This window comes from Halogeometricum rufum (genome assembly GCF_900112175.1).
GTDB classification, from domain to species: Archaea; Halobacteriota; Halobacteria; order Halobacteriales; family Haloferacaceae; genus Halogeometricum; species Halogeometricum rufum.
On the sequence record NZ_FOYT01000002.1, the window covers coordinates 631,750 to 643,158 of the forward strand.

Consider the following 11,409-nt stretch of genomic DNA (forward strand, 5'->3'; position numbering starts at 1 on the left):
CGAACTCACGTGTCAGACGACCTATGAACCGCGACGCCGCCCTCGCGGGGGCCGCCGTCGGGGTGACCGCCCTCGCCCTCCTCGCAGTCGTGGCGGTCCCCGGTGTCCTCGCCGACCCGACCGAGGACGGGCCGGTGCGCCCCGGACCGGTCGACATCGCCGAGACGAACATCGGCTACGACGAGTCGGCGGTCCGCGGCGAGACGGTGACGCTCGGCGTGGAGACGCGCGTCAGACACCGCGGCAATCCGACGCCGAACGTGACGCTCCTCGTTCGCGCCGTCGACGCCGACTCCGGACTGGTCGAGACGACCCGAACGGTCGACGTCGGAACGCTCCGCGACGACGGCGAGACGGTCGTCGCGACGAACGTGACGGTCGAACGCGCCGGGGGCTACCGAATCGAGACGGTGCTGTTTCAGGACGAGCGGCGAGTGGACGGAACCGGCAAGACCGTCCGCGGACTGGAGGCGCTGACGCCGACGTACGCCCGTTCGACCGTCGCGTTCAGCGACCGGGCGGCGCTCCCCCCGCTCTCGGTCTCCGTCGCGGACGCCGCCGGGAACCGAACGACGCTGGACCTCGCGGCGTCGCTGACGAACGGCGGCGACGCCCCCTCGGAGGACCTCGCGGTGACGTTCGTCCTGCGGCAGGCCGACTCGAACGTCGTCGCCACGCGGGCGACGAGCGACGTGGACGCGATTCGGCCGGGACGAACCGCGACGACGACGGCGACGGCGACGGTGCCGACGGAGTACAACTACTATCTCGACGCCGTGCTGACGCGCGACGGCGTCGTCGTGGACACCGCGCGCACCGCCGTCAACCTCGATCCCACGAAGCGCATCTCCGTCAACGAGACGGAGGAGGAGGTCGAGTTCCGCGTCGAGGACTTCGAGTCCGGCGACGGCGACGGAGTCGAGCGCGAGACGGAGTTCGAGACGGAAGCGGGGACGGCGACGTCACAGCCCGGATTCGGGCCCGTCGCCGCCGTCGTCGCCCTCGCGGCGGCGGCGCTTCTGGCACGGAGGCGACACCGATGACCGACGAGACAGAGCAGACGACGGAGGCGGCGAACCGGACGGCCGACGGGCCGAACCGCGCGACCGGCGGCCCCGCGGACGAACGAACGGCGGGCGACCGGTCGGGGAGCGACCGGCAGGACGGCGACGGACCCCCGGGGGCGGACCCCGGCGGGTCGGACGCGTCTGACGGGTCCGACGGGTCCGAGACCGTCGACCGACTGCGCACCGTCCTCAACTACGCCGTCCTCGCGGGCCTGTTGCTCCTCGCGGTGCTCTCGGCGGTACAGTTGTACTGGGCCATCTCGCGCACCATCTCGACGTTCGTCGTCTACGAGTACCGCGCGCCGGTGCAGGCCGCGTTCAACCTCGTCGTCCTCCTCGTCGCCGCCCTCGGTATCTCGGTGCAACTGCGCCGCCTCACCGGGTCGGACGCGTCGGAGTGACGGCCGTCCGGACGCCGGACGCGGGACGGTCGCTCCCGGACCGCGGTACAAACTTTTCCCCCCGTCCCGCGTGGGTCGAGTCATGCCGAACTTCCTGTTCGTCTCCGCCGACGCCGCCCTCGTCACCGACCTCGCGTGGCAGGTCCATCGCGAGGGCCACGACGTGAAGTACTACATCGAGGCCGAGAGCGACCGCGAGATAGGCGACGGCTTCGTCCCGAAGACCGACGACTGGCGCGCCGAGGTAGACTGGGCTGACGTCGTCGTCTTCGACGACGTCTGGGTCGGGTCCGACGTGGGGACGGGTGAACTGGCGCAGGAACTCAGAGAGCGAGGGAAGGCCGTCGTCGGCGGCACGCCCAACACCGACCGACTGGAGGAGGACCGCGGGTACGCGATGGACGTGTTGGAGAGCCACGGCGTCGACACCGTCGACCACCACGTCTTCCACGACTTCGGGGAGGCAATCGACCACATCCGACGGAACCCCGCGCCGTACGTCGTAAAACCGCTCGGCGAGGTCCAGAACGTCAAGCGACTCCTCTACGTCGGAGACGAGGACGATGGCAGCGACGTGGTGGACGTGCTCCAGGCCTACGAGAAGGCGTGGGGGCACCGGATGAAGGGGTTCCAACTCCAGCGTCGGGTCGAGGGTGTGGAGATCGCCATCTGTGGGTTCTTCGACGGTGAGCGGTTCATCGACCAGGTCAATTTCAACTTTGAGCATAAGAAATTGTTCCCAGGAAACATCGGCCCGTCGACGGGCGAGATGGGTACGTCGATGTTCTGGGGCGGCCGAAACAAACTGTTCGAGGAGACGTTCGGCAGGCTCGAAGACTGGCTCGCCGAGGAGGGCTACGTCGGGAGTATCGACATCAACTGCATCGTCAACGAGACCGGCATCTATCCGCTAGAGTTCACCCCGCGATTCGGCTATCCGACGATCGCACTACAGGAAGAGTCGTTCGAGTCCTCGACCGGGCAGTTCTTCTACGACCTGGCCCACGGAAACGACCCTGAGTTAGAGGTCCACAACGGCTATCAGATCGGTGTGCGCGTCGTCCTCCCGCCGTTCCCGTTCGACGACGAGAAGACGTACGACGAGAACTCCCGAAACGCCGCCGTCGTCTTCCAGACTGAGAGCCGTGACGGAATCCACTTGGAAGACGTAAAAAAGATCGATGGACAGTGGCGGGTCGCCGGAGAGAGCGGCATGCCGCTCGTCGTGACAGGCAAAGGAGACACGATGCAGACCGCTCGCCGACAAGCCTACCAGCGCGTGGACGACATCGTCATCCCGAACCTCTACTACCGCGACGACATCGGCGAGCGGTGGATAGCCGGCGACGGCGACAGACTGCAGGCGTGGGGCTACCTCGGGCCGTAGCCGGGAGGGCGCGCGACGCTACGCAACGAACAGCCACGCGACGAACACGACGACGCCGCCGAGGAGGGTGCTGGCGACGGCGTGGAGTCGGAGTCGGTCGAGGATGGCGTGGGCGTCCCCGTCGACGGCGAGGTGGTCGTGAATCTCGCTGCCGATCTCACAGCGCGGCAGGAAGTCCATCGCCACGTGGAGGAACACGCCGGCGGCGAAGCCGAAGACGAGGCCGCGGAACGGCGCGGACTCGGGGAGGACGACGACGCTCGCGAGGATGGCGGCGATGCCGAGGGCGGCCGCCGGCAGCAGGAGGGCCGAGACGGCGCGTCCCTTCGAGGCGAGGCGTCGCGCGGCGGCGTAGCCCGCCGGTCCCTTGTGCGAGACGATGGCGAGGCCGAGCGTCGGGCCGAGATCCGGCATGTTGCCGTAGACGATGCCGATGATGAGGCCGGCCGAGAAGGCGTGCGCGGCGAGTTCGGCCACCGTGCGGTCCACGGGCAGGTCCATGTGGGCGAGGCGGTGACCGATCGTGTGCGAGGCGAAACCGATCAGCAACCCCGCCGCGATGCCGAACCCGCCGTACTGCGGGTGGTGGCCCATCGCCTGCGGCACGAGGAAGACGGCCGCACTCGTCACCATCGCACCGCTGGCGAGGCCGTACCCCCAGACGAGCGCGTTCGCTCCCTCGTCGTGGTGGCGCACCCCGAGCGGTGCCGCCAGCGCCATCGCCGCGAACGCCACCCACGTGATGCCCAGAAGCTTCCACGCACCGACGCTGGCCGCGTACGCCGAGAGACCGACGAAGACGACGGTGGCGCCGACGCCGACGCGCGAGAGTCGTGTCACGCTATTAACTCCGGCGTTGTGGTTAATAGGGCTCACGATACGACTCTCCCTCCTCGATTCGATAACGGTGACGGTCCGCGACTCCCCCCTCGCACCCGACCTACCGCGTCGCCTTCTTCCACGCGCGGAGGTCGAACCGGCCGCCGTCGAGTTCTTCCCGGGGGAGTTCCGTGGCGGCCCAGACGTACATCGGCGCCACGTCGTCGGGGCCTCTCCCCTGCCCGTCGGTCAACTCGGTCGCCACCAGTCCGGGGTCGACGACGCCGACGGCGGGCGCGGTGTCGGCCGCGAACTGTCGGGCGAGTCCCTCGACGGCCGCCTTCGAGACGGCGTAGGCCCCCATCCCGGGTTTGGTGTCGGCCGCGATCGACCCCGAGGGGACGAGGACGCGCGCGTCGTCGGCCGCGTGGGGGAGGGCCTCGCGGACGGCGGCGAACACGCCGCGGACGTTCGTCCGGAGGGTGTCGTCGAACCGGGTGTACGACTCCTCGCCCATCGGCGTCTCGCCGGGGGAACCGTGGTTCACGGCGGCGTTCGGCACGAGGACGGCGATACCGTCGTCGTGGCCGCCTCGCGCGGCCGTCTCCATCAGGCGTTCCACGTCGAACTCGTCGCGCACGTCGGCGCGGACGGCCTCCGCAGACCCGTCTACGACGTCCACCGCGGCGACCGCGTCGTCGAGGGCGTCGGCGTCGCGGGCGCACGCGACGACGTGCGCTCCCTCCCCCGCGAACGCGCGGACGAGGGCCGCACCGATTCCGCGACTCGCGCCCGTGACGACGACCGTTCTTCCAGTCAGGTCCATACGGTCCCTTGGGGCGAAGCGGAGGTAAAGCCACAGTTCCCGGAACCGGCCGCGGGCGCTCCCACAGTCAGTCGATTTATAGTTTCGTCATCCCTAGAGAGGGTATATGAACGCAGTCTCGGACCTCTCCGTCCTCGACGGAGCGTCCGTGGTCGTGGTCGGCGGCGGATTCGGCGGCCTCTCGACGGCGTGTTACCTCGCCGACGCGGGCGCCGACGTGACGCTACTGGAGAAGAACGAGCAGTTGGGCGGCCGGGCCAGTCGCCTCGAACGGGACGGGTTCCGCTTCGACATGGGACCGTCGTGGTACCTGATGCCCGACGTGTTCGAGGACTTCTTCGGCCACTTCGACCGGACGCCCTCCGACTACTACGAACTCACTCGCCTGGACCCCCACTACCGCATCTTCTTCAAGGACGGCGACCAGGTGGATATGGTTCCGGACCGCGAACGGAACCGCGAGACGTTCGAGTCGTACGAACCCGGCGCGGGCGAGCAGTTCGAGCGGTATCTGGAGAAGTCGAAGAAGAACTACGAGGTGGGGATGGAACACTTCGTCTACACCGACCGGACGAAACTGTCCGACTTCGCCGACTGGAACGTCGTGAAGAACGCGCGGGGACTGTCGCTCGTCGGGTCGATGCAGGACCACGTCGAGCGCTACTTCGACCACCCGAAACTCCAGCAGATAATGCAGTACACCCTCGTCTTCCTCGGGGGCGCGCCCAACAACACGCCCGCGCTCTACAACCTGATGAGTCACGTGGACTTCAACATGGGCGTCTACTACCCGGAGGGGGGCCTCGGCGGCGTCGTGGACGCGATGGTCTCGCTGGGCGAGGAACTCGGCGTCGACTTCCGCGTCGATAGCCCGGTGGCCGAGATTCGGGGGCGCGAGGGTGCGTTCGTCACCCGCACCGAAGACGGCCGCGAGTTCTACTCCGACTACGTCGTCAGCGACGCCGACTACCGACACACGGAGATGGAACTGCTGCCCGAGGGGAAGCGGCAGTACGACGAGGACTACTGGGAGTCACGGACGTACGCCCCCTCGGCGTACCTGCTGTACCTTGGCGTCGAGGGCGACGTGCCCGAACTCGAACACCACACGCTCGTCCTCCCGACGGACTGGAACGACCACTTCGAGAAGATTTTCGACGACCCGGCGTGGCCGGACGACCCGGCGTACTACCTCTGCGTCCCCTCGAAGACGGACGACACCGTCGCGCCCGAGGGCCACTCGAACCTGTTCGTCCTCGTCCCCGTCGCGGCCGGACTCGACGACACGCCCGAACAGCGCGAACGCTACCGTGACCTCGTCCTGGACGACATCGCCGAACACACCGGCGAGGACCTGCGCGACCGAATCGTCCTCGAGGAGTCGTTCTGCGTGGACGACTTCACGGAGCGGTACAACGCGACGCAGGGGACGGCGCTGGGCCTCGCGCACACGCTCCGACAGACGGCGCTCCTCCGCCCGCCCCACCACTCGGAGAAGGTTCCGGGGCTCTACTTCACCGGTTCGTTCACCACGCCCGGCATCGGCGTTCCGATGTGTCTCATCAGCGGGCAACTGACGGCCGAGGAGATGGCCGAGCGGACGGCGTGATGGGCGGCGCGATGAACGCACGCGGCCGGCTCACGTACCTGTTCACCCTCTCGCGCCCGCGCTTTTGGCTCTACCTCGCGGGCCCGATACTCGTCGGCGTCGCGTTCGCCGCCGACGCCACGAGCGACCTGTTCACGACCGCCGCCGTCGTCCTGTTCGGCTACTTCCTCGTCCCGGGGAACGTCCTCCTCTACGGCGTCAACGACGCCTTCGACGCCGACGTGGACGAACCGAACCCGAAGAAGGACGAACGGGAGGCGCGCTGGCGGGGCGACGCCGCCGTCACCGCCGCCGTCGTCGGGGCGGGGCTGCTCGGACTCGCCCTGTTCGCCGTCGTCCCCCGACTCGCGTGGCCCTACCTCGCCGGGTTCTTCGTCCTCGGCGTGGAGTACAGCGCGCCGCCGTTCCGGTTCAAGACGACGCCGTTCCTCGACTCCCTGTCGAACGGGCTCTACGTCCTCCCCGGCGCGGCGGCGTTCGCGGCCGTCGCGGGTCGTCACCCGCCGCTGGCGGCCCTCGTCGGGGCGTGGACGTGGGCGATGGGGATGCACACGTTCTCGGCCGTCCCGGACATCGAACCGGACCGCGAGGCGGGCATCCGAACGACGGCGACGTTCCTCGGCGAGCGTCGGACGTACGTCTACTGCGTCGCCTGCTGGCTGGCGGCCGCAACCGCCTTCGCCCTCGTCGACTGGCGACTGGGCGCGGTGCTGCTGGCGTACCCGCTCACCGTCGTCGCCGTCGCCGCCTCGGGCATCAGCGTCGACCGCGCGTACTGGTGGTTCCCGGCGCTGAACACGCTGGTCGGGATGGCGCTCACGATGGGCGCGCTCTGGAGGCTCCTGTATGGCTGAATCCGGCCTCTCGCTGTCGAACCGGCTGCCGGGAACTCGCGAGGAGTGGGAGCACCGACTGGACCGACTGGTCCGGGAGAACCGCTTCACCATCTCGGTGTTCTTCCCGCTGAACGGCGTCTTCCTCCTCCTCGCCAGCGCCGAAGGGGTCTTCGCCGGGACGCCGCTCGCACCGCTCGCGTTCAACGGGCTGTTCATCCTGCTCGGAACGCTCGTGATGCGTTCGCCCCTCCTCGTCGGCGTCCTCCCGCACACCACCCGCCGGGCGGCCACCGGCGTCGGCCTGTTGGCGCTGTACGCCTACGCCATCGAGTACGTGGGCGTCCACACCGGCGTCCCGTACGGCGAGTTCGCCTACGGCGTCGACCTCGGGCCGACCGTCGCCGGGGTTCCGCTGGGCCTGCCGGTGTTCTTCGTCCCCCTCGTGATGAACGCGTACCTGCTCTGTCTGCTCCTGCTGGGCGACAGGGCCGAGAACGCGGCCGTCCGCCTCGGGTCCGTCGTCGCCGCCGTGTTGGCGATGGACGTCGTGTTGGACCCCGGTGCCGTCGCGCTCGGCTTCTGGGAGTACTACCCGCCGGGCGCGTTCTACGGCGTCCCGCTCTCGAACTACGTCGGCTGGGTGCTCAGCGCCACCGTCGCCGTCGTCCTCCTCGACTGGGGCTACGACCGACGCGTCCTGCTCGGCCGCCTCGCCGAGTGCGAGTTCATGCTTGACGACCTCGTCTCGTTCGTCATCCTCTGGGGCGGCATCAACGCGTGGTTCGGTAACTGGCTCGCCGTCGCCGTCGCCGCCCTGTTCGGCGTCGGCCTCCTGAAGACCGAGCGATTCGACTCGCGCGTGCTTCGGTTCGGCCGACGCCGGGAGTCCGGCGAGAACAGTTCCGACTGACCCGTAGCCGTCTGCGTGCGGCCTACTCGCCGCGCGTGAAACTGCGGACCCAGTCGCTGAGCCGTCCGCCGAACAGGCTCGGCGTCAGCGAACGCGCCACGCCGGAGTGGCCGTGCTCGCGGTGGGTGTGGTCGTCGCTCTCGGCGGGGTACGGCACGGCGCTCACGGTCCGGAACACCGCCTCGGGGTCCCGTTTGAACGCCCAGTGGAGCCTCGTCTTCGCGAGGAGCGCGAGTTTCCGCGTCGTCGAGATGGACGGCGTGACCGAGAGCACGTCGTAGTTCCGGCGGCGAATCTCGCGGTGGTGGTCGGCGTACAGCACCGCCGAGAGGAGGACGGCGAACTGGCAGTCGTCGGGGAGGTACTGGATGCCGCGGACGCCCTCCCGGTAGAGGGACTCCGTCCGGCGCATCTCCTCGCGCATCGCCGCCCGGAACCCGTCGTCACAGCGGAACGACAGCAGTTGTTCCTCCGTGACCCCGTGGTTCCGGAGCGTCTCCTGCGGGAGGTAGATTCGGTCCCTGTCGACGATGTCCTCGCGCACGTCGCGCAGGAAGTTCGACATCTGGAACGCCTCGCCGAGTTTCGTCGCGTGCGGCCGCGCCTTCTCGGCGTCGGGCGTCTGCATGATGTCGGTCATCATCCGTCCCACGGCGGCCGCAGAGCCGTCCATGTACGCCTCCAGTTCCTCGTACGTCTCGTACCGACTCTTGTCGATGTCCGACAGCATCGCGTCGACGAAGACGTTCACGTCTTCCGCGTCGATGTCGTACTCCTCGCGGAGTTCGGCGAACGCGGAGAGCACCGGGTCGTCCGTCTCGCGGTCACCCAACGCCTCCGCCCGCAGTTGCTCCAGTCGCTCCCGTTGCACCGCCGGTTCGGCGGTGTCCTCGGCGTCGACGACTTCGTCAGCGACGCGGAAGAATGCGTACAGGACGTACGTCGCGTGCCGAACTCGCTCCGGAAGCACCCTCGTCGCGAGGTGGAAGGTCTTACCTGTCTTTCGCTGAATAGCCTTGCTTCGCTGGACCGGGTCCTGTCTTACCATTGTGGGATATCGAGTGGCGGCACGCTTCGAACAGTGACGACGCGACCACGCATCTACTGGACATCTCTAGCACTCGCATAGACATAATCGTTCGTGCGAAGGTTTAACCCGGGGGAGTCCTACACCGTGTGGCTCGGGGTCGAAAAAACGGCAGACTGCGACCCCGTCGCGTTCGTCCCCGCCCGGGTGTCGTCGGTCACCAGAAGGTGTCGCTGCAGTCGTAGACGACGCCGTGTTCGGGACAGACGTACTTGCAGTGGCGGCGGGCCATCGACGCGCCGCAGAGCGGACACGGCCGGCCGCGAACCGCCTCGACGTCTCCTTCCGTCTCCGAGTCGCTCACGGGAGAGTCGACGGGCGGGACGGGCAAGTAGGTTGCCACTGCCCGCCGACGCGACCGCGATTCGGCACGAACTTCGAACAAGACTCTTGAGGGGTCGCCGACGACAGTCGGTGAGAACCGCCCGGACGCCGCGCGAGTCGGTGGCGCCGGCCCTCGCTCGACGGCGGGGGCGGTACTATACGTTCGCTCGCCGAACGAGAGACGAGACTGGCCGATGGAGAAGGCGCTCTGGTATCTGTTCGCGGGGACGCGGGGTGGAGAGAACCGCGTCCGTATCGTGCGAGCACTCTCCGACCGACCGATGAACGCGAATCAACTCGCCACGGAACTGGAGTTGGGGTATCGGACGATACGCCACCACCTCGAACTGCTCGAAGAACACGGCGTCGTCGAGGGCGGCGACAACGACTACGGGAAGCTGTACTTCCTCACGGACCGGTTCCAGACGCACAGGGAGACGTTCGACCGAATCACGGAGCAACTGGACTGATGGCAATGGAGACGACGATTCTGGCGGCGAGTGCGCTCGCGGGAGTGAACATCATCCTCCTCGTGGCGCTCACGGCAGTGTGGGTGAACAACTACCGGACGTTCAAGACGCCGCTCGTCGGCGGGTTCGTCGCCTTCGGCGCGGCGATGCTGGCGGAGAACGCCCTCGCGCTCTACTTCTTCTTCAGCATGCAGAGCTTCTACTCCGGCGACCCGCACGTCCAGCAGGCGGTGTTGGCCCTCCGCGCCCTCCAACTGGTCGCGCTCGGCTTCCTCACGTACGTGACCGTGCAGTGAGCGGCGGTGAACGGCCGTCGGGACGACCCACCTACCGGCCACGTCGGCGGGCTCTCTCGAAATCCGGAGCCGCCGATAGTTTGTCGAGGCCACGCCGATTTGTCGAGGCCACGCCGAATACAGCGCGCGTATGCGGTCGCTGGGAGAACCGTATAGTTACAGCACCCAGTACGACGATTCCTCCGACTTGGTTCAGCGATATTCCAATCGCCGCACAGTCGGGAGTCTGGTCTCGACGGAGACTGGTCGTTCGGCTACCGCTGCTGTGCAATCCGTGGTTCGACTTCGTCGAACAGCTCTTCGACCCGTCGTTCGATGGTATCACGAATCTCACGCACCTGATCGAGACTCTGTCCGTCGGGATCCGCTAACGCCCAGTCGCGGACGTCGACGTCGTCGGCATCGAGTTCGAGCGTCGAACAGCCCATGGTCGCTACGATGTCGCACGATTCGAGTTCAGCCGTCGAGACTTCTCTCGGGGTTCGGTCCGAGAGGTCGACGTCGAGTTCGCCCATCACCGTGACGACTTCTTCGTGGACCGTCTCGGCAGGACGTGTGCCACCCGTGAGTATCTCGACCTCGTCACCGAGGTCACGTTCTTCCCGCTCACGTTCGGCGAACGCCGTCGACATCTGGCTGCGGCCAGCGTTCTGTACACATACGAACCCGAGTTTCGTCGTCGACTCGTTCGGCATGGTCGACCCTCCCGGAGTACCGACTTCAGGCTTCGTATGTTCTCTCTCTCGTTCACTATATCACACAATAGGAGACAAGAGACACGCGCTCAGAAGAAGCCGTCTCCCAGACGACTCGCTGTGACGTCGGTCGTTTCAGCGACGACGTGTGACCACGAGATTCCTGTTCGTCGGTTGCTGTGTCACAATCCCCGCGATCCGTCGAGGGCGACGACAACGGCGTTGGCTCGTGGAGTCGCACGGTACTTTCGCCACTTGCCGTCCTTTCGGCGGGTGAGTAGCCCGGCGTCCGTTAGCTGAGACAGCGCGTGGCTGATCGCGCTGTCGCTGACGTCGAGCAGCGGAGAGAACTCACAGACGCAAAGCTCCTCGTCGGCGACGTGGAGAATGCGGACGATTTTGTACCGAGTCTCGTTGGCGAGTGCCGAGAGTACTCCGACGTCGTCTTCGAGAGCCGGGCCGCCGGCGACCGCGTCTAACTCCTCGAGTTCAGCCAACCGTTCGGTAACTTCGTCGTCGCCACAACCACCCCGTTCACTAGCGAGATAGCGCTGCAGTCGCTCGGTGGATGACATACCTCTCAGTCGAACGGAGACGTGATTAAGTATTGTGGAGTGGGTGTGAGAAACACCAGCGTAGTACGATTGCAGATTCTCTAAGATGACTTCCGAAGTCTACATCG

The 11,409-nt window shown here is 67.2% G+C and carries 14 protein-coding genes; 8 read left to right on the forward strand and 6 right to left on the reverse strand.

Translation table 11 applies throughout. From position 1 onward, the window contains the following. Positions 1 to 23 precede the first annotated feature (23 nt). The 3 genes from BM310_RS12905 to BM310_RS12915 all read left to right on the forward strand — a co-directional run bounded on the left by BM310_RS12905 (position 24) and on the right by BM310_RS12915 (position 2,855). Positions 24 to 1,043, forward strand: coding sequence for a DUF7490 domain-containing protein (locus BM310_RS12905; protein WP_089808333.1), 1,020 nt, complete (start codon positions 24 to 26; stop codon positions 1,041 to 1,043). After that, positions 1,040 to 1,468, forward strand: coding sequence for a hypothetical protein (locus BM310_RS12910; protein ID WP_089808335.1), 429 nt, complete (start codon positions 1,040 to 1,042; stop codon positions 1,466 to 1,468). Before BM310_RS12905 ends, BM310_RS12910 begins: the two co-directional genes overlap by 4 nt. 82 nt (positions 1,469 to 1,550) lie before the next feature. Further along, positions 1,551 to 2,855, forward strand: coding sequence for a phosphoribosylamine--glycine ligase (locus tag BM310_RS12915; protein ID WP_089808336.1), 1,305 nt, complete (start codon positions 1,551 to 1,553; stop codon positions 2,853 to 2,855). Positions 2,856 to 2,873: 18 nt separating this feature from the next. Here BM310_RS12915 and BM310_RS12920 read toward each other — a convergent pair whose 3' ends face one another. Together BM310_RS12920 and BM310_RS12925 are read right to left on the reverse strand one after the other, a co-directional pair. Beyond that, the gene (locus BM310_RS12920) at positions 2,874 to 3,695 is read right to left on the reverse strand and encodes a ZIP family metal transporter (RefSeq protein ID WP_177232612.1); all 822 of its coding nucleotides are present in this window, start codon (positions 3,693 to 3,695) and stop codon (positions 2,874 to 2,876) included. A 100-nt stretch (positions 3,696 to 3,795) separates the two neighbouring features. Further along, positions 3,796 to 4,494, reverse strand: a complete 699-nt coding sequence (locus tag BM310_RS12925; RefSeq protein WP_177232654.1) for an SDR family NAD(P)-dependent oxidoreductase — start codon at positions 4,492 to 4,494, stop codon at positions 3,796 to 3,798. Between the two features lie 112 nt (positions 4,495 to 4,606). Here BM310_RS12925 and BM310_RS12930 point away from each other — a divergent pair, with 112 nt between their 5' ends. From BM310_RS12930 to cruF, 3 genes are read left to right on the forward strand one after another with little or no spacing between them, the layout of a single operon-like run. Continuing rightward, complete coding sequence (locus BM310_RS12930; RefSeq protein WP_089808342.1) at positions 4,607 to 6,109, forward strand: phytoene desaturase family protein; 1,503 nt, start codon at positions 4,607 to 4,609, stop codon at positions 6,107 to 6,109. Positions 6,110 to 6,120: 11 nt separating this feature from the next. Then, positions 6,121 to 6,963, forward strand: a complete 843-nt coding sequence (locus BM310_RS12935; RefSeq protein WP_394328060.1) for a prenyltransferase — start codon at positions 6,121 to 6,123, stop codon at positions 6,961 to 6,963. Then, on the forward strand, positions 6,956 to 7,855 hold the full coding sequence (gene cruF / locus BM310_RS12940) for a bisanhydrobacterioruberin hydratase (protein WP_089808346.1): 900 nt from the start codon (positions 6,956 to 6,958) through the stop codon (positions 7,853 to 7,855). Before BM310_RS12935 ends, cruF begins: the two co-directional genes overlap by 8 nt. 22 nt (positions 7,856 to 7,877) lie before the next feature. On the opposite strand, the gene BM310_RS12945 is transcribed toward cruF, so the two are convergent. Together BM310_RS12945 and BM310_RS21430 are read right to left on the reverse strand one after the other, a co-directional pair. Next, positions 7,878 to 8,903, reverse strand: a complete 1,026-nt coding sequence (locus tag BM310_RS12945; protein ID WP_089808348.1) for a phytoene/squalene synthase family protein — start codon at positions 8,901 to 8,903, stop codon at positions 7,878 to 7,880. Positions 8,904 to 9,099: 196 nt separating this feature from the next. Beyond that, entirely contained in the window at positions 9,100 to 9,246 is a 147-nt protein-coding gene (locus BM310_RS21430) for an HVO_2523 family zinc finger protein (RefSeq protein WP_177232613.1), read from the reverse strand. A gap of 214 nt (positions 9,247 to 9,460) precedes the next feature. On the opposite strand from BM310_RS21430, the gene BM310_RS12955 reads away from it, so the two are divergent. Then, positions 9,461 to 9,736 carry an ArsR/SmtB family transcription factor gene (locus tag BM310_RS12955; RefSeq protein WP_089808352.1) on the forward strand — a complete coding sequence of 92 codons (276 nt, stop codon included), beginning with the start codon at positions 9,461 to 9,463 and terminating at the stop codon, positions 9,734 to 9,736. After that, the gene (locus BM310_RS12960; RefSeq protein ID WP_089808354.1) at positions 9,736 to 10,032 is read left to right on the forward strand and encodes a hypothetical protein; all 297 of its coding nucleotides are present in this window, start codon (positions 9,736 to 9,738) and stop codon (positions 10,030 to 10,032) included. The genes BM310_RS12955 and BM310_RS12960 overlap by 1 nt, the downstream gene beginning before the upstream one ends. 254 nt (positions 10,033 to 10,286) lie before the next feature. Here the strand turns inward: BM310_RS12960 and BM310_RS12965 are convergent, their stop codons facing one another. After that, positions 10,287 to 10,727 (reverse strand): low molecular weight phosphatase family protein, encoded by a 441-nt coding sequence (locus tag BM310_RS12965; RefSeq protein WP_089808356.1) that lies wholly within the window; start codon positions 10,725 to 10,727, stop codon positions 10,287 to 10,289. Between the two features lie 182 nt (positions 10,728 to 10,909). Then, entirely contained in the window at positions 10,910 to 11,302 is a 393-nt protein-coding gene (locus BM310_RS12970; protein WP_089808358.1) for an ArsR/SmtB family transcription factor, read from the reverse strand. Positions 11,303 to 11,409 lie beyond the last annotated feature (107 nt).